The 21,693-nt window shown below is 41.8% G+C and carries 28 protein-coding genes; 23 read left to right on the top strand and 5 right to left on the bottom strand.

Going from position 1 to position 21,693, the window contains the following annotated elements; all coding sequences use genetic code 11:
• Positions 1-127: 127 nt before the first annotated feature.
• On the bottom strand, positions 128-868 hold the full coding sequence (locus CWO08_RS10035; protein ID WP_102478574.1) for a hypothetical protein: 741 nt from the start codon (positions 866-868) through the stop codon (positions 128-130).
• A 319-nt stretch (positions 869-1,187) separates the two neighbouring features.
• Positions 1,188-1,379 carry a hypothetical protein gene (locus CWO08_RS10040; RefSeq protein ID WP_240698015.1) on the bottom strand — a complete coding sequence of 64 codons (192 nt, stop codon included), beginning with the start codon at positions 1,377-1,379 and terminating at the stop codon, positions 1,188-1,190.
• Between the two features lie 526 nt (positions 1,380-1,905).
• On the opposite strand from CWO08_RS10040, the gene CWO08_RS10045 reads away from it, so the two are divergent.
• From CWO08_RS10045 to CWO08_RS10085, 9 genes are all read left to right on the top strand, one after another.
• Positions 1,906-2,334, top strand: coding sequence for a hypothetical protein (locus CWO08_RS10045; protein WP_102431628.1), 429 nt, complete (start codon positions 1,906-1,908; stop codon positions 2,332-2,334).
• Between the two features lie 106 nt (positions 2,335-2,440).
• Positions 2,441-3,226: a hypothetical protein gene (locus CWO08_RS10050; protein ID WP_102431641.1), complete on the top strand. Its 786-nt coding sequence runs from the start codon at positions 2,441-2,443 to the stop codon at positions 3,224-3,226.
• Between the two features lie 64 nt (positions 3,227-3,290).
• On the top strand, positions 3,291-3,812 hold the full coding sequence (locus CWO08_RS10055; protein WP_102441929.1) for a GNAT family N-acetyltransferase: 522 nt from the start codon (positions 3,291-3,293) through the stop codon (positions 3,810-3,812).
• A gap of 113 nt (positions 3,813-3,925) precedes the next feature.
• Positions 3,926-4,177, top strand: coding sequence for a TIGR03643 family protein (locus tag CWO08_RS10060; protein WP_063522405.1), 252 nt, complete (start codon positions 3,926-3,928; stop codon positions 4,175-4,177).
• Between the two features lie 63 nt (positions 4,178-4,240).
• Positions 4,241-4,729 (top strand): hypothetical protein, encoded by a 489-nt coding sequence (locus CWO08_RS10065; protein WP_102478300.1) that lies wholly within the window; start codon positions 4,241-4,243, stop codon positions 4,727-4,729.
• Between the two features lie 201 nt (positions 4,730-4,930).
• Positions 4,931-5,578: an HAD-IA family hydrolase gene (locus CWO08_RS10070; RefSeq protein ID WP_102478301.1), complete on the top strand. Its 648-nt coding sequence runs from the start codon at positions 4,931-4,933 to the stop codon at positions 5,576-5,578.
• Between the two features lie 39 nt (positions 5,579-5,617).
• Positions 5,618-6,136, top strand: a complete 519-nt coding sequence (locus CWO08_RS10075; protein ID WP_107898783.1) for a GNAT family N-acetyltransferase — start codon at positions 5,618-5,620, stop codon at positions 6,134-6,136.
• 38 nt (positions 6,137-6,174) lie between these two features.
• Entirely contained in the window at positions 6,175-6,723 is a 549-nt protein-coding gene (locus CWO08_RS10080) for a GNAT family N-acetyltransferase (protein ID WP_108020372.1), read from the top strand.
• A complete protein-coding gene (locus CWO08_RS10085; RefSeq protein WP_102478303.1) occupies positions 6,713-7,246 on the top strand; it encodes a GNAT family N-acetyltransferase in 534 nt (177 codons plus the stop codon). The genes CWO08_RS10080 and CWO08_RS10085 overlap by 11 nt, the downstream gene beginning before the upstream one ends.
• A gap of 82 nt (positions 7,247-7,328) precedes the next feature.
• Here CWO08_RS10085 and CWO08_RS10090 read toward each other — a convergent pair whose 3' ends face one another.
• Positions 7,329-7,850, bottom strand: coding sequence for a prepilin-type N-terminal cleavage/methylation domain-containing protein (locus tag CWO08_RS10090; protein WP_102478304.1), 522 nt, complete (start codon positions 7,848-7,850; stop codon positions 7,329-7,331).
• Between the two features lie 251 nt (positions 7,851-8,101).
• Here CWO08_RS10090 and CWO08_RS10095 point away from each other — a divergent pair, with 251 nt between their 5' ends.
• The 5 genes from CWO08_RS10095 (at position 8,102) to CWO08_RS10115 (ending at position 11,926) form a co-directional block, all read left to right on the top strand.
• Positions 8,102-8,866: a carbon-nitrogen hydrolase family protein gene (locus tag CWO08_RS10095; protein WP_102478305.1), complete on the top strand. Its 765-nt coding sequence runs from the start codon at positions 8,102-8,104 to the stop codon at positions 8,864-8,866.
• Positions 8,850-9,611 (top strand): nucleotidyltransferase domain-containing protein, encoded by a 762-nt coding sequence (locus CWO08_RS10100; protein ID WP_102478306.1) that lies wholly within the window; start codon positions 8,850-8,852, stop codon positions 9,609-9,611. The genes CWO08_RS10095 and CWO08_RS10100 overlap by 17 nt, the downstream gene beginning before the upstream one ends.
• Positions 9,612-9,672: 61 nt before the next feature.
• Complete coding sequence (locus CWO08_RS10105) at positions 9,673-10,065, top strand: NUDIX hydrolase (protein ID WP_102431636.1); 393 nt, start codon at positions 9,673-9,675, stop codon at positions 10,063-10,065.
• A 388-nt stretch (positions 10,066-10,453) separates the two neighbouring features.
• Positions 10,454-10,663 (top strand): hypothetical protein, encoded by a 210-nt coding sequence (locus CWO08_RS10110; RefSeq protein WP_010434910.1) that lies wholly within the window; start codon positions 10,454-10,456, stop codon positions 10,661-10,663.
• Positions 10,664-11,926, top strand: a complete 1,263-nt coding sequence (locus tag CWO08_RS10115) for an integrase (protein WP_052879911.1) — start codon at positions 10,664-10,666, stop codon at positions 11,924-11,926.
• Between the two features lie 96 nt (positions 11,927-12,022).
• Here CWO08_RS10115 and CWO08_RS10120 read toward each other — a convergent pair whose 3' ends face one another.
• Both CWO08_RS10120 and CWO08_RS10125 read right to left on the bottom strand, forming a co-directional pair.
• Entirely contained in the window at positions 12,023-12,982 is a 960-nt protein-coding gene (locus tag CWO08_RS10120) for a nuclease-related domain-containing protein (RefSeq protein WP_017106003.1), read from the bottom strand.
• A 427-nt stretch (positions 12,983-13,409) separates the two neighbouring features.
• Complete coding sequence (locus CWO08_RS10125) at positions 13,410-14,384, bottom strand: integron integrase (RefSeq protein WP_017106002.1); 975 nt, start codon at positions 14,382-14,384, stop codon at positions 13,410-13,412.
• A 299-nt stretch (positions 14,385-14,683) separates the two neighbouring features.
• On the opposite strand from CWO08_RS10125, the gene CWO08_RS10130 reads away from it, so the two are divergent.
• The 9 genes from CWO08_RS10130 (at position 14,684) to CWO08_RS10175 (ending at position 21,397) form a co-directional block, all read left to right on the top strand.
• Positions 14,684-15,541 (top strand): tyrosine-type recombinase/integrase, encoded by an 858-nt coding sequence (locus tag CWO08_RS10130; protein ID WP_108020373.1) that lies wholly within the window; start codon positions 14,684-14,686, stop codon positions 15,539-15,541.
• Positions 15,538-16,629 carry a transposase gene (locus CWO08_RS10135; RefSeq protein WP_108020374.1) on the top strand — a complete coding sequence of 364 codons (1,092 nt, stop codon included), beginning with the start codon at positions 15,538-15,540 and terminating at the stop codon, positions 16,627-16,629. Before CWO08_RS10130 ends, CWO08_RS10135 begins: the two co-directional genes overlap by 4 nt.
• A 285-nt stretch (positions 16,630-16,914) precedes the next feature.
• The gene (locus CWO08_RS10140) at positions 16,915-17,376 is read left to right on the top strand and encodes a hypothetical protein (protein WP_017105999.1); all 462 of its coding nucleotides are present in this window, start codon (positions 16,915-16,917) and stop codon (positions 17,374-17,376) included.
• 135 nt (positions 17,377-17,511) lie between these two features.
• The gene (locus CWO08_RS10145) at positions 17,512-18,105 is read left to right on the top strand and encodes a hypothetical protein (RefSeq protein WP_108020375.1); all 594 of its coding nucleotides are present in this window, start codon (positions 17,512-17,514) and stop codon (positions 18,103-18,105) included.
• A gap of 143 nt (positions 18,106-18,248) precedes the next feature.
• The gene (locus CWO08_RS10150) at positions 18,249-18,671 is read left to right on the top strand and encodes a DUF6678 family protein (RefSeq protein WP_181360044.1); all 423 of its coding nucleotides are present in this window, start codon (positions 18,249-18,251) and stop codon (positions 18,669-18,671) included.
• Between the two features lie 135 nt (positions 18,672-18,806).
• On the top strand, positions 18,807-19,163 hold the full coding sequence (locus CWO08_RS10155; RefSeq protein ID WP_146161758.1) for a hypothetical protein: 357 nt from the start codon (positions 18,807-18,809) through the stop codon (positions 19,161-19,163).
• 151 nt (positions 19,164-19,314) lie between these two features.
• Positions 19,315-20,145 (top strand): hypothetical protein, encoded by an 831-nt coding sequence (locus CWO08_RS10165; protein ID WP_108020378.1) that lies wholly within the window; start codon positions 19,315-19,317, stop codon positions 20,143-20,145.
• Between the two features lie 124 nt (positions 20,146-20,269).
• The gene (locus CWO08_RS10170; RefSeq protein WP_046224727.1) at positions 20,270-20,866 is read left to right on the top strand and encodes a hypothetical protein; all 597 of its coding nucleotides are present in this window, start codon (positions 20,270-20,272) and stop codon (positions 20,864-20,866) included.
• A 138-nt stretch (positions 20,867-21,004) separates the two neighbouring features.
• Positions 21,005-21,397: a hypothetical protein gene (locus CWO08_RS10175; protein ID WP_108020379.1), complete on the top strand. Its 393-nt coding sequence runs from the start codon at positions 21,005-21,007 to the stop codon at positions 21,395-21,397.
• The last annotated feature ends 296 nt before the right edge of the window (positions 21,398-21,693 follow it).

The following is a 21,693-nucleotide window of genomic DNA, read 5'->3' on the forward strand; positions in this document are numbered from 1 at the left end:
ATATAAGCCAAGCTCACGGAATTGCTAATTATTGGTGGGCGCGAAACGATTTAAAGTAAGATGAAAATGAAGGGGCTAAGTTATCGTTGGCCCCTCCGTTTTATCGTTTACACCGTGTTATGGTTAATTAATATTGCTCTGGAAATGTTGGATCAAATATTGGGAACAGCACTTGTAATTCATCTTGAGCAAGGTAGCCACGTTGAGTTTTGATTACCTCCCCATTCTCACGATATACCGCCATTGCACTAGAATAGGTGCCGGTTTCTAACCAAGACGTCTTGAATTCAGCGCAGTAGGCTTCAACACAATCGCGTGGACTTTGAGTTGCCCAGCTATCAAATCCAGTTTTCCAGCCTAGCAACGTTGAGTCTTCAATGATTACCTTTTCTGTGTCTACATGATGAAAAGTCGATGAAACGTGCTCAATTTCGATATCGGTATTTCCAATTAAATCGCTGTAAAACACGTAAGTAGGCCATAAATCTGCGTTGTTGTGAGAAAGAGTGAAGGTTACTTTACTGGTGCCTTCCAGCAATAGTGTTTCACGCTCAATCGTAAAAGTGATTCTCTCTTGCAGATCTGCAAGGTTACATGTCCATAATTGGCATGCATTGTACATTTGATCGTAAGTCGTTCCCCAGCGTTTTGCTGCTTCGGCGATCAAGTCAGTTTGAGGTGGATTTAAGCCAGTGTCTTCGTCTGGATTGGTTTGATCATCTCCTGAACCATCGCCCCCACCAGGCGGCAATATTGGATTACCCGGGTTGTGAGGTGCTGTACCTCCAGTGGTGTCTGAACTATCTGAACTGTTGCAACCGCTAAGTAATACTGCGACCAATGCGACAAATAAAGCTGATTTTTTCATTGTGAATTTACTCTCTACTCTTATTAAAAGCATCCTAATAGGTTGATAAGCTTTATTTTTCGATTGCTCATCGGCGCCTTTCCTTTGGTGAGAACATAATATTTGTGAACTGAATCATTGGCTAAGTAGCATTTTGAATATTTGTAATAAGTAATGCTTATCGTACTGGTTAGGTAGTTTGATAAATGTAACTTTTGTTATCAACAATTGAGGGATGCGCGGAGAAAGTCGATGTAATGTAGGGAGGGTGCAACGCTCATCTCTTAAATGGTGAATGATATTGGGATGTATTCACCATATAAGAGGTTAAAGTCAGTACTTAATTGTTCACTACCGAAATAGATTCAACGTTTGAAGAGGCATCAAATCGAACATTGACCAACACACTTTCACGTTCGAAAGTTACATCATCAAAGTCAGTAGCCGCGATTTTAAATCCATTCCTTGCAAATAAACTTGTTACCGTTGTCCGTTGTTTCTGTTCCATTGCGCATGTCAGTAGTTCGTTCATCGTTATCTCCATATTAGGTAACCGTGTGTATTTTTTAAGCGTACAGCCTCTTTTCTATGAGATCAATTGCCTAATAGATAAGCTGTATTGATGTGTTCAATTGAATGATTTTGATATTCAAAAATACAATGGGTAAGTGGGAGTGCGATTGCGTTAGTTATGATAAGTAGAGTGTTATGTGACCACAGTTCAGCATTAATCGAGAACTAAATTTTTTGTAATAATCGCGTTGAAATAAGTGGTTACAAAACAGGGGGAATCATACTCGCCGTTTAGTATGTTAGGTCGGTGATTGGAATCATTGTTGGTCTATATCCAGCTTAACTAAAGTACATCGATTTATGATATGTAGAGTTTTTAATGAACCTTTTTATTGAAATCTCGCATGCCAAAGCAGTGTTGTTATAAGTGTTATTAATTTCATATTCTTGCTTTTTACATTCTCTTGATTTATAAAATAAGCATTCACCGATAACTTCATGATTATATTAGTTTTTACTAACCTTTAATAACATGGAGAAAGGCGATGAATAAGAACCCAACATGCAATAGGTTAGCGAATTTATTGAGGCTGCGTAGACCATACAAAATATCTGACTTTCTAGTGAGTTCTGATGAACTTCGAGTCAAGAAAGATGTTTATAGTTTACGTAAAATCAAACAGCTAGAAACTCGACAACTGGGCATCAAAGAAAACGCAATCAACGTCATTTCATTGGCCTTGATGCTATCTGCAGCAACTTGGGCGTTCGTACCTCAGTTTGGGTTACCTATGCTCGCTCTGACCTTTATTTTGGCTTTTGTTTCGTGGCGAAAATACGAGCTTCGTGCAGAGTTTAAAGGATCAGACGAAACTGGTGATCACTGGGTATCTGTAGCTCGAGGTTGTACTCGTGAAGAGTTTAAGATCTTAAAAAGTGTCGAAGTGAATTTGCGAGAACAAGTTGTAAGCTAAGTGCGACCTCGCAGTTAGCATGGTTCAACCCTAAACAAGGCTCGTCATCATTGGCGAGCTTTTTATTTTTGGAAAGGAAGGACTTATTAAAAACGATATGAAGCAAATGCGAGTAGCCTTGGGTGTCATTTTTCTCGGCTTCAGCCTTTACACTAATGCCGACACTATTGAGTTCCCTGCTTGTGTTGAAGGTGAAGTGTTGAACACCGAGGTTCACCTTTACATTGACGAGTCTATGTTGTTGGAATACTCGAAGGCGTTTATCGCTAGTAAAGTTGCCACATGGGAAAGTTACTCCAACCTAGTTTTGAAAAACTCATGTATTCCTATGAGGAGAAAGGTAACCCAAATTACTTATACACCTGCTATCGATAGCCTTTGGTTTCAAGATTTGAGTGCGGCAGAGAGGCTACTCAAATTATCAATGAAAGAGCCAATTGAAGAAATCACAGAGGACGGTCGTCCTGTTTTCACAGGTGTTGTGTTTTCTAATTATCATTCTGCTTTCGAGTCTCGATATTGTGGTATCGCATCTCAGGTCTCTCGTTTTTTCTTTTTGGCTATAAATTGCCCAGACTCGACAATGGAACATGAAATTGGTCATTTGAGCGGTGCTAACCATGACTATAAAGAGGTGTTAAAAGATTACGCGACTATCGAACATTTTATCGCTGACAGGTACCCGAAAGCGCCCGCATATTCATTCGGTGCTACATGTGCAGAGAGAGGCACTGTAATGTCTTATGAGCGTGATATTATTCCTGCCTACTCTAGCCCTGAAATTAGAGTGAACGGACAGCAATGTGGAGATAACGCGCATCACAATAATGCGAGAGTGCTTAGAGAGTTCGCAAATACTCATTTAAAGCTAATAGACTCCAACAAAAATTAGTCGAGCTAATGCCGAGAATAATCAAATAGTACGATGGCGTTTGAAAACAGGATAAGGAAAGTGAATGGACATAACGATAAGACCAGCAATGCCGAGCGAATTGGCTACCATTTATGCTTTGGTTATCTCAAACGATGAGTGGACTAAGTTTAATGGCCCTTATTTTTCGTATTCTCATCCGTCATTAGAAAGTTTTGAAGCGCATTCGTTTAAACGACTGCTTGAGGGCGATGACCTGCAGCTGGTGGTCGTCGACGGTGTACCTGTTGGAACCGTGAGTTGCTACTGGGAGTGTGAAGAGACACGTTGGCTCGAAGCTGGCGTAGTCATTTATAACTCTGATTATTGGGGGAAGGGGATCGCAGCATTAGCACTTCCGCTCTGGATTACTTACTTATTCGAAAACAAACAAATTGAGCGTGTGGGGCTAACGACTTGGTCAGGTAACCCGCGCATGATGTCTCTCGCTTTGAAGCTAGGTTTCCAGCAAGAGGCGAGGCTGAGAAAGGTGCGATATTACCAAGGCGAGTATTATGACTCGTTGAAGTATGGGGTGCTGCGTAGCGAGTGGCTGGAGAGAGGATAGCGACAAATATCTGTTTTTTGTTTGATGATTCCTTATCGATTCAGTAGTAACACCCTGATCTAAAAAGTGAGAGTGAGCGTACTTCTACTCAGATTTTAAAGGATGAGTAGACAATGAAATTATCTAAAGAGAATGAATCAAGAATTATTGAAATGGCGTGGGAAGACCGAACGCCATTTGAGGCAATAGAACACCAATTTGGTTTAAATGAATCACAGGTAATTCGTTTTATGCGCAGCCATATGAAGCCGGGTAGCTTCAAATTGTGGCGCGCTCGCGTCGCAGGTCGTGCGACAAAACATGTAAAACTTCGTAGCTCTGAAGTGTCGAGAGGTTATTGCCCAACACAATATAAGCGGCAGTAGGTTTTCTACCAACCATTTACCTCTTTCTATCAGTGGCTATCGTTCTAAATAGGGAGATTGAGATTGAATAGTTTGATTGGATTAGCGATAGGCTTTTTGTTTGTGATGCCTATCGCCACCTTATTGCATGAATTGGGGCATGCAATCCCTCAGCTTATTGCGGGTCACAAAGCCGAGGTGACCCTCGGGAATAGCGAAAAGGCCAAGGTTGTTCAAATTGGCAATCTCACACTTTCAATTTCAAGCTTTTCAATGAATGTTGGCTTTGCCTCAATAACTCAGCAGGGCAGTAAATCCTTGCAAGCATGGTCTCTAGTTATGGGGCCACTTACCTCATTACTCCTGTGTCTATCTTTGTATTTTATTAATAGCAATCAACTCCCTTACATCGTTTCTTACGTCATTAACTTTGGTGTCTATTTTTCATTGGCTCAGTTTGTGATGACAGCATTGCCTATCTATTACCCTAGTGCGTTTGGTGCCTATGAAGGGATGCCTAGTGATGGTAGGCAACTACTGGAACTTTATGACGTAGTAAAGCGCCTAGAGTAGTGGTCGTTAATAGATTGGTTGAATCTTATGGCTTGGCATTTTTTAGTTCTAAATGTGGACTCTAATGCTGAGTTGAAAGACACTCATCACACCACGTTCGGGCGCACTAATTTTTTGAATCAAGCTACGTAAATCTATTAGTGCGTGCGACATCATTAATGAGCTTGAGTAAATTGAGTATTTTTATAGGTTGTAGAGTTCATGGTTGAATGTAAGAAGTTTATTTTTGATGTCGATGCAACACTGGTTGATACCCAAGTGGTTATCGACAATATTTGGAAAAAATGGTGCAAGACTGTTGGTGTTCGTTTTGAAACCATGAGTGAGTATATACACGGGCGAAAAATCGAAGAGACACTGAGCTGTATTGGCATGGAATTCTCCAATGTCACTGAGGTCAATAAAGTCAAAACTATTGCGACCCAAGAGATGAAGCGCGCCAAGGCTATACCAAATTCTCATGATTTTTTATCAAAATTAGGCCCGGATTGCTGGTCAATCGCAACGAGTGGACCTAGAGCGGTCGCAACAACAAGCTTGGAAGCCTCCGGTTTTACGTTGCCAAAGGTCATGATTTGTGCCGAAGATGTGGTACGAGGTAAGCCAGCACCGGATCCTTTCCTTAAAGCCGCAGAAGCTTTAGGCGCAAAACCAGAAGATTGCGTTGCAGTTGAAGATTCACCATCTGGCGTACTATCGGCCAAGAAGGCAGGATGTTTCACGATCGCTCTATTAACCAGCCATACCAGAGAAGAATTAAAATCAGCAGATTTGATCGTAAATGGGTTTGATGAGCTCAAACTTACCTGCAGTCCGATTGGAACCTATCAGATTCATCGTGCTTATTAGAAAGATCCTTTAATTTTATCTTAAGAGGAATAGATAACAATGAAACTAGTATCGCCCTCAAAAGAATTTGAGTCCGCTTTTAAGGTGTACTACCAAGACTTCTTGGAGCAAGACATCGATAACTCTGATTATTACAAAGACGGTGTTCTTGATTTTTCTCGTTATATTGAATGCTTAAATGATGAGGCTAGAGGCGTTAACTTACCCGATGGTTATGTGCCATGTAATCATTATTGGTTGGTAAATGATGAAGGAGAGATACTCGGCGCCATTCGTGTTCGTCATCGCATCGATAATGAGTTTCTGTCACTTGAAGCGGGGCACATTGGCTACGATATTGCTCCCTCAAAGAGAGGTTCTGGCTACGGCAAGGCAATGCTCAAATTCGCTATTCCAAAAGCGAGCTCTCTGGGTATTAAACACGCTTTGATTACCGCAGACGAAGACAATATATCTTCACGAAAAGTCATTGAGGCAAATGGGGGTAAGTTTGAAAAAATAGTTTTTGGTAAAGTCTTTCCTGGCCCAGTTGCTCGTTATTGGCTTGACTGTCAGTAACGCAATGCAGTTTAGGGGACAGATAAAAAGGAATTTTTATGTTCAAAATAGACACTGCCAGGTTGGTTCTAAGAGACATGACGTTTGAGGATCAAAGCGCGTTTGTGGCTATGTCACAGGACGCAAAATATCAGCGCTTCTATGATGAGACTGATTGTGAGCCTAGTAAATACTATCAACTCACCCAATCGTTTGTTGAACAGGCTGAGGAAGATCCTCGTCAGTCCTATCAATTAGCTGTTGAAAGTAAAGAGTCAGGGAAGTTTATCGGAACCGTGTGTTTACGCCTTGAAGATAACCAGCAAGCTTCAATGGGCTGCGCTTTTGCGAGAGAAATTCAGGGGAAAGGGCTACCCATAGCAGCGGCCAAAGCTCTGGCTGGTTTTGGGTTTTCAGAGTTAGGGGGTCATCGAATTTATGCAGAAACCATTGGTGAGAATCTAGCGGCGATAAGGCTGTGCAAGTCACTTGGAATGAGACAAGAAGCTTGCTTTAAAGAGCACCGATTCTTCAAAAATAAGTGGTGGGATACCGTTGTATTAGCGATGCTTCGCTCAGAGTGGGAAGGTGAGAGTAATGGAAAGTGAACGACTTAAATTAACGCCTCCTTCATTAATCTATACTGATGAAATGTTTAACGTTGTTCAGGAATGTATGGCTGAGTTGTCCGAATTCCTGCCTTGGGTTTCTGAATCCTTAACTCGGCAACAACTTGAACTCAATACTCAAGAGGCCGCCAGTAATTTCTCTAATTTTATGGGGGAGTTTTGGTTCAATATTATTGAAAAGAACACTGAGGCGTTCATTGGCGCCATTGGTTTTATTATCCGCGACGATTCTGTACCTTGTTTTGAAGTCGGTTATTGGTTACAAACTTCGAAAACTGGATTTGGTTATGTGAGCGAGGCCATTCAACTCGTCGAAGAGTTTGCCTTCCTTAATAAAAGGGCAAAGCGGGTTGAAATCAAAATGGCAGCAACGAATTTGAAAAGTCAAGCAGTGGCGAAGCGATGTGGCTACAAGCAAGAAGCATGTCTAGCTAATGCTAGGTGTTTACCTTCTGGAGAGTTAGACAGCACGCTGGTTTATGCCAAAACGTGCTTATCTTAATTTCTGGGATGGTTGAATATAGATGCGTGGCATTCTCTAAGTTTATTTGTGTGTACCAACACGTTGAGTATTAAACTAGAGCTTAGCTGTCTGGTTCGTCATCCACGGTGACATCGCCATTCATCGAGTTGTAGTAAATCGATATCCCCGGTACGACTCGATAATGATAACGGCATTGGTCGGTGTGGATGTACTCAGCGATGTAGTCAGTATCAGTCGGTGAGTTGAAGCTAGAAACGCTTGGTGGATCAAGCAGGAGAGCTCCCCATACCGAAATACAGTCTTCCGGATTATCCAACCTTGGAAAATCTTCTGCGTAAGGCCATTGCTGTACTGGGTATCCCCATTCATTGAAGTCAAGCTGGCCAGTGGCAGAGTCATCATAGATAGGGATGTTCGTAGATGGACCGCCACCGTTTAAGGTCAAATTTTTTGAGTAGGCAAGATCGACACCTGCTTTGAAAGCAGCGCCAGTACCTTTTACGGCTGCAATATGCGAATCTGTACTCACATTCAGGAATCTGGGCGCTGCCGTAACGGCGATTATTCCAAGAATCACAATAACGACAACAAGCTCAATAATTGTAAAACCGCTCTTTTTCATTATGCACCTCTTTTGAAGGCGGAAAGTATGCACCATAAGTGACTATTACCAAAGGAAATTACTATATTTCAGAGGTGATTTTATAAACCAATCATAAATGTTGTGATTTACATGGCCTTATTTTATAAAACCCAATCGAGAAATAACTTAAGAGCCGGATATCTCACTTCAATATTGAATTTAGATAGACAAGGAGTTTGTTGTAGTGAGTATGGTCGAAACGGTAAATTTGTTTTTGGGAGAAGTTTGAAATGAGTGTCACTATCAGTTTGGCCCAAATTCCTGTCGTAAGAGGCAACTGGAGAGAAAACCTTAAGCAACATCTAAAAATGATAGAGCAATCGTCAAAGTACAATGCGGATGTGGTTGTTTTCCCCGAGCTATCACTAACCGGCTATGAGCTTGATTTGGCGGAAGAACTTGCGTTGTCTCTTGAGCCATCAAACTTTGAAGAACTCTCCCGAGCTTCGGTTCAAAGTGAGACGATTATTGTGGCTGGTTGTCCCCTGCGAGTTCCAGACTTATCCCACCCCACCATAGGCGCCGTTGTTTGTTTTCCCGACGGCAGAGTCGAGTTCTACTCTAAACAGCACCTGCATGATGGAGAGGGCAACTACTGCTCCGCTGGCGATGTTGATTATATATTTGATGTGAATGGGCATAAAATCGCGCTAGCAATATGTGCTGACTTCATAGAGGCGGATCACTCCCAACGAGCCAAACATCTAGGCGCTGATATCTATTTAGCGAGCGCTTTAATCTCTGAGAATGGCTTTGATCCGGATTCTAAAATCTTAGCTGGAATTGCGTCGGAACACGGTATACCAGTATTACTGAGTAACCATATATCTTTGACGGGAGGCTGGGGAACGTGTGGTAAGAGTTCGGTTTGGAATTCGCAAGGAGAACGCGTGATCAGTGCAAAATCAAAAGAGAGTGGCATTGTTCTATGTACTATATCGGGCTGTGAAACGGATCTTAATATAGCTGGAAAGTGGCATGCTGAATCAAACTAGAGGCCTCGATAAAGACGGGTTTATCGAAAACCTATACTCACCTAAGAACATTGCTCCTGAATTTCAAGGTGTCGTGAATGCTTTTATTGATTCGTTGTTAAGTGAACTTCCGGAGCAAATTTATGGCATCTACTTGTATGGAAGTGTACCAAGAGGAACGGCCATTGTTGGTCGTTCAGATTTGGATGTTTCTATCGTACTGACTACGCCTATTGGCCCAAAAGAGAGGCGAGTATTTAAGCATCTCTCTGACACCATTCCTGAAGCATATCCCCAAGTCAGTAAGCTTGATATCGATCCCGGCTTCCTGCGCGATGTTCTGCAACCCACAGAAAAGTATCACTGGCACTTTTGGCTCAAGCACTGTTGCTGTTGTATTTGGGGTAAGGATTTATCTACAGAGTTCCCGCTATATAAGCCCAGTATTGAAATCGCCCAAGCTCTCAATGGCGACTTGCCTACTTTTCTTGAGCAAATGAGCCTGAGTTTTAAAACAATGGCTGACGGGGATATCGCTAAGGTGATTGGCAAGAAGTTAGTGCGAGCAGCGTATTATTTTGTTGCTGAGAAAGACGGAAGTTGGTACACAGACCTGAGCCAGTGTGCCTCAGTAGCCAAGCGCTATTATCCAAATCAAAGCGACGATATTGAGTTGGCGTATCAATATGCTCTTGGAAACTTGATATCTAAAACAGAGGCTTTTGAATTGTATGAAAGGCTAAGCAAAAAGCTTGTTGTAAATTAAGGATTAACACAAGCTAGAACAGCAAACTTAACTACCGTTGTAACGGTTTTAGGAAAATCAGATGGATGTACACGAGTGTGTTTCTTTTATCTTGCTCAGCGAATCACAAGTATTGCTGGAAAAGCGCAGTGAGTCTAAGGAGACGGATCCCGGCGTAATTACCATTCCAGGTGGTCATATTGAGCACGGTGAGAATCAGGTGCAGGCTTTGTTTCGTGAGCTCAAAGAAGAGCTCAACGTTACTCCAACTCATTACACCTTCTTATGTTCACTCTATCACCCAACATCAGAGCTACAGTTGATTCATTACTTTGTTGTGAGCCAATGGACAGGGAAGATAACCGCACAAGAAGCCGATAGCATTGAGTGGTATCCATTGAATACAGCGTCTGCCGGCATCACTGCCGATGGTGTCGCTTTGAAAGAAGTGGAGCGAGTGGGGATGTTTCTTTAGAGCTGTGGTGTTAAGAGGCTTTACGACGTTTTTGAGGGCTCAAAAACGGTGAAACCCCGATGTTGGTAGTAATCTTAGCTGTATGATATTGATTTATATGAATTTCATGTATTTAGAGCTGGTGGTTAAGCTCTAATTGGCCTAAAAAACGCTTAAAAAGGCCAATGAAATAGTCAAATAAAATCAATAAATTAGCAACTCGGTACTACTGTATTAGTCCACCCTAAAGTGGGCTTGAAATCGATTCGTTGAATCGTTTTACGCTTCGGGAATCCTTTTCGTTAATTGCTGCGCAAATAGAATGTCACTGAAAAAATCGTGCATAGTTTTTCTACCAGTAGATGAAAAATCTTAATTTTCATGTAGTGAGAAAGGTAAGGAGAACGACATGGCGACGCGTAAAATCAGACCTAGACAATTTATTGATGAGTTTTACCCTGATTCAGGGATATGCAATACCACCATCATAAACTGGATTAAACATGGCAAGCTCGAGGGCACTAGAACGCCAACGGGCCGATATTTAGTCTGTGTTGACGACGAGATAGGGAACCCAGCAGACAGGGTGAGTGAACTTCTAAGATTCTTGGAGTCATAAATGGTTGGTAGAGCTAGAAGCAAAGAAACGGCTCATTACCCTCCATTCTTGGTGAAAATGAGCCATAGGGGGCAATCTCGATTTCGGTTTACGACCGTGGATGGTGTGAAGAAGCTATTTCCTATCGGGACTGTAGAGCAAGAAGCGATACAAGCTGCGCATGTTTACAACTTGCAATATCGTCCTGAGTTAGGAAGCGCGTTTTCCCTTTCTGAGATGACCCCATTTCGCAAAGCTGTCTCCAAAGGCCGTAAGGACAAATTTAATCGGCCTTTAAAAGAGTGGCTTCCATTAGTGTTGTCTCGTGTGAAGAAAGAAGAACGGCTTTCCAAAGACGTTTATCGAAATTTGGAAAGGGACTGTTACCGCCTTGATGAGTTCATGGGGCGGTTGCCAACCAAATCGATCAAGTTACAGCACATCAATGAGTTCCTTTCGAAATACTATTCAGAGTTAAGTAATCGTCAGCTCAACAATAAGATCAGTAATCTTAAAAAGGTATTTTCCTACCTTGCCGATGAAAGTGCTATTGAGAGTAATTTTGTTCTCAATAAAAAACAGCGTCGATTAACCAGAGAGGATTACACCAAAGCTCGCCACGACCTAGATATCGAACACTACCAAAAGGTCTACGATGCAGCGCCACTGTTTCTTAAGGTCGCAATGAGCTTAACACTTGAGACGACTCATGCTGTGAGAGAGATCTATAGGCTTCGTTATCGGATATACAAACCACGGGAAGGCGTTTGTGGGATTCTTTGGAACCCTGACAAAGAGGTGGAGTATGTGGATGGGCATGCAGTGTATGGAATGCTTTATGTTCATCGAGAAAAGGTAAAAAAGTCTGATGCTTCCACTGTCGCCATTCCTGTCACTCAGACGATTAAAGACATTGTCGATCTTTCTAAAACATCGAGACTGATTTGTCCTTATATCGTTCATCGTAAACCCAAACAGCAGCAACGTGGCATTTCAAAAGAGACCGACCATCTTTACCAAGTCCATCACCACAATATAAGTAAAGAGTTCAGTAAGGTTCGAGACTCTTTAGGGCTTTATAGCCACCTAAAGAAATCGCTGAGGCCGACCTATCATGAAATTCGAGGGTTGGCTGCTCGAATGATTGAACAGCAAGGGCAGAGTGCTACCGAGCGAATGGCACATGCGAACGCTAAAACGACAAAAATCTATACAGGTACAAGTGACATTATTTGGCACCAAGTACCACCTGTTGAGGTGATGCCGAAAAGTGGCCAGAAGTGATTTGTGTTAGTTGTTTAGTTTTGGAGGAATTCGGAATCCGAATTTGAATCCGTATCGCTTTAAATTGCGTTGTAATTCGGATTCCGAATAATTGGGTTATGGAAATACGACTTGAGTTCCTTCACCACAAGAGCATGCAATTGAGTACGTGTTCTTTTTCTTACTGACTTTAGCTGAATTAGATTGGCAAGAATGGCAACTAATACGCATTGCAGTGTTCACCTTACATTGTGGGCAGTAGACGTAATACCCATACTTTCCATACCTCGGCTCGGTCTGAGGGCTTTGACACTTCTTACAATTAAAACCATGCCTTATTTGTGGAACTTTGGCCTCTTCAATTGTTTCTTGAGCTGGAATCAAGTCTACCTTTTCAGTTTCGCTCAATTCTGCGATATGTACTTTGGGAGCCGGAGAAGACGTAGGCACATGTTGTTCGTTTAGAAAGTGAACCAGGCGGTACAGTTCATCACGATTAAACGTAGGATTCGGATTTAGTATTGAACCTACGCGGTGCTTTTTGATGAGACCCTTAACGCAGCTACCAATAGATTCGGCTTTAATGAGCTTCTTCGATATATCTTTAGGGATAGAAGTTCGATCGATTAGCGCGTCGTTGGACGCGGCACAGAGTTGATCCCAACAGCGACCACCAAAGTAAGCTTGTACAAACGCAATTCGATCTAGCAACGACTTAGCGTTGTCATTTAACAGTGCTTTCAATAGTTTGGTTTGCAACTTAGCTTGCTCGATAGGCGAGGGCATTCCTGTCCAATTCCCTCTTACGGTTCGGCTCCATTCGAGTTGATTGTTGACCTTAACCTCACCACGAATTGATTTCGACTCAATAATGATAAATCCTTTGTTATAAAGGACTAAGTGATCGATCTGAGCAGTTTCATTTTTAAACTGTATGCGTAGGTCATTGATAATGAAAATGTCATTTGCATCTCCAAACTCTCTGCGTAAGTAAAACGCGACGTCTTGCTCTACTTTTGCGCCAGCTTTCTGTTGAAGACTGTTGTCGATTTTTGAATCTCTATCCTTAGTAATCATGCTTTATTCCTGCTTTTTTATAAAAGCAGTTTAACATGCAGTCTTATTCATATTGATGGTGTGTATGTTTTTGAGACATATGTTCTTTTTCGAACACTGTTATTGATGAAAATTGTGAAATATCTCTTTTCGAAAGCTCGAAGTAGAGAGTGGGAAACCTGCAACTCGCTGTTTAATAATGTGTTTGTTAGGCATCCCGTTATTGTGCGTGTTAGGGCGTTGTGAGCGCCATGAAAGTTGTAAATAGGTAATGGTGGCGCAACAATAAGAGGTGATACGTAGCCATTGCTGCAGAAAAAAACACACACATAAATTGTTATTGAGCTTTTGGAGTGACTAGAGGCCTCAGCCTTAAGAGCAGGTGATAGTGCCCTGTTTCGTGATTATGAAGTCATTTCAGAATTCGGAATCCGAATTTCATTTATCGTTATTTTACGAATATTCTTGATAATGGGCTAACAACGCCATTGGCGCCTCTATCAATGATGTGAGTATAGATTTGCGTTGTCTTCAAATCGGTGTGCCCAAGTTGTTCTTGAACGGTTCTGATATCTGCTCCGCTTTGAAGAAGGTGCGTAGCGAATGAGTGCCTTAAAGTATGACACGAGATGTTTTTCTCAATGTTGGCTTTTTGGCCTGCTACCTTAATGTGTTTTTGAAGCGCTGTTGGGTGAATATGGTGTCTACGTAGCTCGCCTGTTTGTAAATCTGGCGACAAACGACCGGAAGGAAAGAGGAATTGCCAATTTAGGTTCCTTTCTGCGCTTGGGTATTTTCTAGCGAGAGCTTCAGGTATGTATACACCAGAAAAAACTGTGTCATTCATGTCTTGATGATAGTAACTCGCGGATTTCTGTTGCTGTTGTTTGATGGCGGGGAAAAGCTCTGGCGCTATTGTCACTATGCGGTTTTTACCTCCTTTCCCTTGCCATACACGTACAGATTTATATGCATAATCGATATCTTGTATACGTAAGCGTAGACACTCCATTAAACGCAACCCTGATCCATACATTAATTGATAAGGTAATTTGTAGTTAGGTGAACAGTGATTGAATAGCCTTCCAATCTCTTCTGGAGTCATGACTGTTGGCAGTTTTCGTGATTTATCTGAGCGTCGAAACTGCATATCAAGTTCTATGGGTTCTTGAATAATTTCTTTGTATAAAAAGACTAACGCATTGAGAGCCAGACTTTGCGTTTTCCTCGCTGACTTTCTGTTAACTACCAGATGCGTTAGGAAATCCTCTACATGTCTAGAAGTTAAGCTCTTTGGGTGCTTTTTATCATGATAAAGAATGTATTGGTGAATCCAATAAATGTACGCCTCCGTTGTACGAAGGGCATAGTGCCGTCCAAGCATATATTCTTGTATATACGATAGAAATGGTGATTTTTTCATTAAACTTTAACTGGTTATGCATACATAGGTTTCAGTTTGGCACATCAATTCATGCTATATAGAAAAATTCTGTATTTTGGGATGTAGGAAGGGAGCTGTAGTGCTTAAGTTACTGTTAGTTTTCATAAAAACGGGGTATCGTTTACGTCATTGAGATACTAGACAGAATAATTCTGTATTTAAGTGCAGAATTTTTCTGTCTAATATAGCTGTTGAACTAAGCCGCTTCGCGGAGGACTTTCCTCTCCCTTATCCGATAGACCAAACTTATGATGTATCCATAGATTAAGGAATACATCATGACCCCATTAAGACAACAACTTATCGATGAAATGGCGGTTCGCCGTTTTTCTCCGAAAACCCATGCAAGCTATTTACGTTGGGTTAAAGATCTATCTACTACTTACGATCTGTCCCCCGATTTACTTACCGATCAACAGATTAGTGCGTATTTACGTACGCTCACCACAGAGCGGAACTTAAGTAGTAGTACTTGTGCTCAAGCTTTGAATGCCATCTTGTTCTTTTATCGTGCCGTTTTGAATAGAGAATTTGAAGAGCGACTGGTTCCCCCGATTAAACGCGCCAGTAAAATACCGGAGCTGCTTAATCGCGAGGAAATAAGAAGTATCATTAGTCATTGTCGAAGTCTTAAATATCAGACCGCACTTGAAATGTGTTATGGATGTGGCCTACGTGTCAGTGAGGTCGTGGGTTTGTACGTGAAAGACATTGATGGTACGGCGAAACGGCTGCACATTCATTGTGGTAAAGGCAAAAAAGATCGCTTTGTTCCACTGGGTGATAGCCAACTGAATCATCTTCGAAATTACTGGTGTCATTATCATCCCACCGTAGTGCTGTTTCCCAGCCTAGAGCCCGAAAAGCCATTGGGTATTAGCTCTTTGCAGAAGTGCTTCAAAGCAGCAAAAGTTGAGGCTAACGTCAGAAAATTAGGGGGAATACACGCCCTGAGACACGCCTATGCAACTCATCAGCTTGAATCGGGCATGCCTTTGAATGTTCTGCAGCGTTACCTTGGGCATTCGAATATTAAAACGACATTGAGGTACACCCATTGGATAGGTCATCACAACGAAAGCTCGGACGGAAGTAAGTTCGACTTAGTTGCTCAACTATGGGAGGAGAGCGAATGAACGCATTATCTCCTTACCAAGCCGTATTAACCCAAGGCTTAGAAGAGCTTGATAAAAGCAAAGTCACACCGAGGCAGTGGCAAGTACTCCATCATTTAAGAGACTGCCGAACAGAGCGTATGGGCAGTTACGACTGGCGTTGTCAGCAATGCGGTCATGAAACGCGTTGGTACTGCTCTTGTCGAGACCGCCATTGCCCCAATTGCCAAGAGCAGATGAGGCAGCAATGGTTAACAAAGCGAAACCAAGATATTTTACCCGTGGCCTATCATCATATGGTTTTTACCTTACCGCACGAGTTCAATGCTCTGGTTAAAGCGCATCCTAAGGTGGTTTATCAATGCTTGTTTCATTCCGTGTGGGCAACATTATGCGCGTTTGCTAATGAGCGGCATCACCTTGTCGGTCAACTTGGAGCATTAATGGTTCTTCACACTTGGGGAAGAAATCTGAGTCAACATACTCATATTCATTGCCTACTACCGAGTGGGGTGCTTACAAAAGATCGGCAATGGCAACCGACAAGAAAAGAGAGTTACCTGCTTCCGGTTAAAGCCTTATCCGTTCGCTTTAAGAAAGAGATGTTATGTCGAGTAAGCGAGTTGATAGCAACGCACAGTAATTTATTAGAGGAAGCCGCTAGTAAGAGATGGGTTGTGTACAGTAAACCTGTACTCCACGAGCCTACAGCGGTAGTGGGTTATCTATCTCGGTATTGCAATCGTATCGGGTTAAATCCCAACCAATTAAGTTATAACGTGGATGGCCGTATCACGATGAGTTACAAAGACTACCGAACCAATGGGACGCAAAGAATGTGTTGTAATGCGGGCGAGTTACTTCGACGCTTACTTTTACATGTGTTGCCTAAAGGGCTAATGCGAATACGCTACTATGGCTTTTTAGCTAATGCTGTACGGGTAAAAGCGATAGCGGAAATTAGGCAAAGCTTACGAAAGCGACCCGCAGAGAAATCGGAAGTGCTGAAAGAGAAACCTTGTTGTCCGAACTGCCATAGCAACAGCATGGTACTCGTGTGCATCAATATTAGACCTAGGATAGTCGTTTCAGAGTACCAACTGACCTAGTTGTCTGATTATAATGAATAAAATTATCGTTGTGTTATGGCGAGAGAGGGGCATTGTTCGCTTTTAAAAAGATTATGCAACGGGTATAGTCGCTGTAGATAAATTGGCGGCTAGAAGTGGAAAATGGACGGCTGACGGGGTACCGGTCTTAATGATAAGAGTGGAACGCAAGTCAGTCCTAAAAAGCAAATTCCATAGATAGAAGCAGCCAAGTCCAACAGGTATTTATCCATTGTGCTACGACAACGGATAAATACTTAAGCGTTATGCATATAAGGGCAAAAAATGGAATATTGCGTAAAAATAGAAAGAGTTCCTTATGAAGAACCATATCATCTGCAACTATTGTGGGACGTTTCAAATGGTATGCAGAGCACAAGATTTGAACTATATAATAATGCCTCTGACCTACTGAAAATCGCTAAAGGTCTAGAGGCTTTCCCTCGTCATCCAAAAGACGTTTTTCTGTATGAAATAGGTTCGGAAAGGGAAGAGGATGACTTTGCGCATTATTTTCGTCTGAGGGCATTTGTGGTGAGCCCACGAGGGCAATGTGCTCTTCAAATTAGGTTCTGCAATAATTCTCCTCTACCCTATAAACACATATCAGAGTTTTGTATACAACTTGAACCTAGAGATCTGAATCGACTGGGCGGTTTGTTTAATGGGTTCTCTAAACTACAAAGTAATTTCCTTGCATGGAATGCCAAGGGCGATTTTCTAGGTGATAAGTGGGAATATGCATAACAAGCATTTAAGAGTGATTCCCAACGCATGGCATTTTTTATTCCATCGTTGGGTTTTGTGTTTACGGTGGTATGGTCAAGTTTCGTGATAGCGTTGCTCACACCTTAATGCGGCGTTATGAGTATTGAGGAATCTATGAAACCTTCTATGGTTAATCAATCTGCGATAGCTGCAGAGTTACCTTTACGTATAAACGCTAAATGTGCGTTTTTTACCTGTTCGTGGCATTATGTGCTTCTTTTGTTTTCAGTTCTTTCACCACAATATGGTTATGCGAAAATAAATCTTGAGCCATTAGAAATTGAGGATGTGGGTCAGTATGTGGATGACTGCTCAACGTTAAGTTTAGCCGTATGTTTGAGCGGATTCTCATACCTAGAAGCTACTGATGAAATTGTACTAAGCCTAGTTATGAACAATTCGCTGATGAACAAAGAAAATCGGAAACCTCGCGTAAATTTGAGAATCGGAATGCTATTACACTTATTAGCATTTAACTCAGAATTGGCTCGTGAGCAGGGGATCGTTGATGACTTTGTTGACTTGGGTATTACCAAACACGACCAGAGTAAAGTGATTGTTGTTGGTGAGATCTACTCTGACGAGACGAAGTATGTTGGGTTTTATAAACGAGAGTTTGACACTGGATATTTAACCTATGATATTGCTCCTAGCAATGGGAATCCGGTTGACTTTTACATCGCTCGCTCGGTAGAGGAGCACTATTAGTTTTAGCAAAGGTAGTTTCCATAAACAAAACTCATAACAAAGCGTTCAAGAGCGATTCCTCAACGCTTGCCGGATTCGCTCCGCTCACAGTATAGCAAGCATTTCGTCACGCCTTAACGCGGCGTTATGTGTATTGGGGGTTTATGCGTTTAGATTTAAAGTCAAATATCATTAAACTAGTTGATAGTAATGGTCTTTTTGGTGTTATGAATAACACTAAGTGGAACAATTTACTTGCAGCGTTGAGCGGTATCGATGAGCTACTAAGCTACCGAGTTACCTACATTGATGGGTCAACATGGCCGGAAAGTGACTCTAGTTATCAATATACCAGTGAACTGGCACAAATAAGGGGAAACTTTCGAGCGATACATTTTATTGATATTGACGCTCGTATCTCTCATTCAAGAGGCCTTTTGCTGGAGCCAGAAGTTCTAGATCATAGGGATAAGGTCATTGCTATATGTAAAAAGCAAAATGCTAAAATATCTCTCACAGAGTGTGGTGTTAGAATTTGGGGCTATTTTCAGCACGGTAAAGATATAGAAATGTATAAATACACATAACAAAGCGTTCAAGAGCGACTCACAACGCGTGGCATTTTTGATATGCGTTGGGTTAAGTGATTACGGTGCATTGCAGAGGCTTCTGTATTGCGTTACTCGCACCTTAACGCGGCGTTAGGTGTCATGGAGAAACATGTGGAAATAAAAGGTATTGGGACTCTAATAAAGCGAGAGGGCTATTGGGAAATTGAGCCCATCAATTTAAACGGTGCAACTATTTATATAGAGAAAGAACATGTCATCGACGAGGATGTAGAAGCCATTAAGCGAATATCTGCCTCATGGTTGGAAACAATTAAAGAATGTTACGGCTATATCGAACAAAACCGAGAAAGCTATGGGATGGAAGCAAAAACGTTTTCTAATCCAAATGTGTTTTTAAATTCAACGCTTGAATGGGCTGTTTATTTTGATACCGAAAGTGAGTTGGAAGCGGTTGTTGGGGTAGAGTTTTTGGGCAACAAGCCAAATCAATTAGTCATTGGGGACTGAACACCTAACAAACTGTTCAAGAGTGATTCGCAACGCTTGGCATTTTTGCTATGGGTTGCGTTTAGTGTTTAAGGTGGTATGCGGTGGCATCGGTATTGCGTTGCTCACACCTTAACAGGGCGTTATACGATTAGTCGAAAGTAGAGGAATAATGGGAAAATATTCGGATCATTTGTCCAAAAGAATCAGTACGTGGGGGCCGAAAGAGGGCTACTGCGCTATTTGCAGAAAGCCAGCTAAACTCACTCGAGAGCATGTTCCACCTGCAAGCTGCGGGAATGTGAGTAAAGTTGTCGTCCGATCATTAACTAGCTATGGTGAATATGACAAAAGGTACACGACCACCTCTCAAGGGGGCTTGAACTATCGCACAACGTGTTCGAGTTGTAACAATGATTGGTTAGGACAAAAATACGATCCTGCTCTGGCAGATTTGTTCAACGAAGTTAAACTCTTGGCCGAGTCTGTTTCCAACGGAAACTTATCGCTACCGCCATGTAAAACCTACTTTATCAAGCCTCAAAGATTAGCAAGGTCAGTTATTGGCCATATTTTGGCTGGTAATGCTGTAGACATAGTTCAGCAAGATACACCGCATGCACCGATGTATCAGGTTATGGCCAATTACTTCTTTGACGAAACATCCCCTTTACCCGATGAACTGGAGATTTACTACTGGTTTTATCCTTTCAATGATATTCGTATTGCCCGAGCGTTTGGAAGCAAACTTGGCGCAGCAACACCAATAGTTGGCGACTTACTTAAATTCTTTCCATTTGCGTTTTGGGTGACTTGGAATCAACCAAAAGATATCAACTTGAACCTTGGTAAGCTATTGCCAATTCGGGATCTGTCTATTGATGAGTCTTCACAGCTAACTATTAACTTTGATAGTTACCCACCAAGACATTTTCCTGAGGCTCCTCAAGACAACGGGATGACAGTATTTAATTCAAAAATGGTCGCAGTGGGTACAAAGTAAAAATCGTATAACAAAGCATTTAAGAGTGATTCGCAACGCTTGGCAGTTTCGCTTCGCTCAAGTATAGCCAAGCGCCGCTCACACCTTAATGCGGCGTTAAGTTTTTAAGAGGTAGTATTCAGTAATGCAATTAGATTTCATGTTTTCATTGGAGATGCAACTTATATTCGGGGTTATGTTTCTTTTTTTAGCTATGGGTATTGCATCATTGGTTTCAGGAGAAAACCCATATGCTCTGACAGTATTTTTGGTTGGCTTAGTACTTATTGTTTTGTCTGCTGGTGCTGTCATGTACATAGAAAATATAAAATCGATAGCGGGGGGGTGGGTGGAATCTCAACGAATGTCTAAAGAAGTGTTTGACGACTTTGACCAGAAAAGTACTCTCTTTTTATTCATATTTCCTTTTGTTACAGCGGCTATAGGTACTAACCTTTTAACAGAAGTGATAACGAGAAATTTCAAGTTTGATCAAAGGTTAACTTTAGGCAAGGTACTGTTGGGTTTTGGGGACGGGATTAAGTTTATATTCGGGCTTGCTATTTTACCGATTACAATACCTCTGGTAATTGTTGTTGCAATACTATTTAGTGTCACCGCCACATCAAGGCGTTGGTATCCAAGGTTTGTTAGTATCGTCGGTAAAATCAGTCGTAGAACCGAATTAATTGTGCTGAAAGCGGATATCATCCTGCGCAGCATTTCTAAAGCCAAAACTTAACAAAGCATTTAAGACGGATTCTCAACGCTTGGCGCTTTCAGACTAGGTCAGCTTAAGTGCTAAATGTGGCAAGGTTTAGGCTTGGGTGGTCGCGTTGCTCACCACTTAATGCGGCGTTATGTGTAAAAGAGGATTATTATGTACTACCTTCCCAAGTTGTTGGCTGAGAAGTTTGCTTACTTTGGCAAATTCTCAATATTTGGTATCTGGGCGATATCATTCGCTTCAATGATCTTATTTGCATTTATTGCATCTGTTATCGCTTCTTTAAACGAGCTATTGGTTGCTCCAGCATTTAGTATCTACTTGATATTTGTTTTGGGAATCGTTTCGGCTAAGTTTTTTTCAAGAAAGAAAATCATCCTAACCGGCCCTGTTGCTGTAAGAATAGCTGCATCAGATGCAGGAGAATCGGCCGCGAAAGTTGGAAAAACGATTTCAGAAATAATTTTTTTGCTGTGCTTTTACTTTTTTCTGTTCGGGTGCGTATTTTTTGCGTTATCACCTTTATTGTTTTGGGCATACACATAACAAGTTGCTTAAGAGTGATTCGCAACGCGTGGCATTTTTACTATGCGTCGGTTTATGTGTTTAAGGTATTATGCGGAGGCTAAGGTATTGCGTTGCTCACACCTTAGCAAGGCGTTGATATGACCCCCACTGTCAATTAAAAACGTAGAAGTTTCTGCTCCCTCATTTCAGAGCCTTTGTTCATTTTGGGATAGTGTTACCGCATAGATGAAGCAAGTAATGTCGTCGGTTCTCATGCTGATATACGTGGATTGCTCATCGTTTGATGAGTAGAGCCTACCTTACTTGTTCCGTCG

Origin of the sequence: Vibrio sp. 10N.286.48.B8, from assembly GCF_003050085.1 — a bacterium.
GTDB lineage: Bacteria > Pseudomonadota > Gammaproteobacteria > Enterobacterales > Vibrionaceae > Vibrio > Vibrio crassostreae.

Bases quoted from the DNA above. Each gene is read 5' to 3' on its own strand.
- CWO08_RS10035 (WP_102478574.1), bottom strand. From the start codon at position 868: ATGAAAAAATCAGCTTTATTTGTCGCATTGGTCGCAGTATTACTTAGC.
- CWO08_RS10040 (WP_240698015.1), bottom strand. From the start codon at position 1,379: ATGAACGAACTACTGACATGCGCAATGGAACAGAAACAACGGACAACG.
- CWO08_RS10045 (WP_102431628.1), top strand. From the start codon at position 1,906: ATGAATAAGAACCCAACATGCAATAGGTTAGCGAATTTATTGAGGCTG.
- CWO08_RS10050 (WP_102431641.1), top strand. From the start codon at position 2,441: ATGCGAGTAGCCTTGGGTGTCATTTTTCTCGGCTTCAGCCTTTACACT.
- CWO08_RS10055 (WP_102441929.1), top strand. From the start codon at position 3,291: ATGGACATAACGATAAGACCAGCAATGCCGAGCGAATTGGCTACCATT.
- CWO08_RS10060 (WP_063522405.1), top strand. From the start codon at position 3,926: ATGAAATTATCTAAAGAGAATGAATCAAGAATTATTGAAATGGCGTGG.
- CWO08_RS10070 (WP_102478301.1), top strand. From the start codon at position 4,931: ATGGTTGAATGTAAGAAGTTTATTTTTGATGTCGATGCAACACTGGTT.
- CWO08_RS10075 (WP_107898783.1), top strand. From the start codon at position 5,618: ATGAAACTAGTATCGCCCTCAAAAGAATTTGAGTCCGCTTTTAAGGTG.
- CWO08_RS10080 (WP_108020372.1), top strand. From the start codon at position 6,175: ATGTTCAAAATAGACACTGCCAGGTTGGTTCTAAGAGACATGACGTTT.
- CWO08_RS10085 (WP_102478303.1), top strand. From the start codon at position 6,713: ATGGAAAGTGAACGACTTAAATTAACGCCTCCTTCATTAATCTATACT.
- CWO08_RS10090 (WP_102478304.1), bottom strand. From the start codon at position 7,850: ATGAAAAAGAGCGGTTTTACAATTATTGAGCTTGTTGTCGTTATTGTG.
- CWO08_RS10095 (WP_102478305.1), top strand. From the start codon at position 8,102: ATGAGTGTCACTATCAGTTTGGCCCAAATTCCTGTCGTAAGAGGCAAC.
- CWO08_RS10100 (WP_102478306.1), top strand. From the start codon at position 8,850: ATGCTGAATCAAACTAGAGGCCTCGATAAAGACGGGTTTATCGAAAAC.
- CWO08_RS10105 (WP_102431636.1), top strand. From the start codon at position 9,673: ATGGATGTACACGAGTGTGTTTCTTTTATCTTGCTCAGCGAATCACAA.
- CWO08_RS10110 (WP_010434910.1), top strand. From the start codon at position 10,454: ATGGCGACGCGTAAAATCAGACCTAGACAATTTATTGATGAGTTTTAC.
- CWO08_RS10115 (WP_052879911.1), top strand. From the start codon at position 10,664: ATGGTTGGTAGAGCTAGAAGCAAAGAAACGGCTCATTACCCTCCATTC.
- CWO08_RS10120 (WP_017106003.1), bottom strand. From the start codon at position 12,982: ATGATTACTAAGGATAGAGATTCAAAAATCGACAACAGTCTTCAACAG.
- CWO08_RS10125 (WP_017106002.1), bottom strand. From the start codon at position 14,384: ATGAAAAAATCACCATTTCTATCGTATATACAAGAATATATGCTTGGA.
- CWO08_RS10130 (WP_108020373.1), top strand. From the start codon at position 14,684: ATGACCCCATTAAGACAACAACTTATCGATGAAATGGCGGTTCGCCGT.
- CWO08_RS10135 (WP_108020374.1), top strand. From the start codon at position 15,538: ATGAACGCATTATCTCCTTACCAAGCCGTATTAACCCAAGGCTTAGAA.
- CWO08_RS10140 (WP_017105999.1), top strand. From the start codon at position 16,915: ATGGAATATTGCGTAAAAATAGAAAGAGTTCCTTATGAAGAACCATAT.
- CWO08_RS10145 (WP_108020375.1), top strand. From the start codon at position 17,512: ATGAAACCTTCTATGGTTAATCAATCTGCGATAGCTGCAGAGTTACCT.
- CWO08_RS10150 (WP_181360044.1), top strand. From the start codon at position 18,249: ATGCGTTTAGATTTAAAGTCAAATATCATTAAACTAGTTGATAGTAAT.
- CWO08_RS10165 (WP_108020378.1), top strand. From the start codon at position 19,315: ATGGGAAAATATTCGGATCATTTGTCCAAAAGAATCAGTACGTGGGGG.
- CWO08_RS10170 (WP_046224727.1), top strand. From the start codon at position 20,270: ATGCAATTAGATTTCATGTTTTCATTGGAGATGCAACTTATATTCGGG.
- CWO08_RS10175 (WP_108020379.1), top strand. From the start codon at position 21,005: ATGTACTACCTTCCCAAGTTGTTGGCTGAGAAGTTTGCTTACTTTGGC.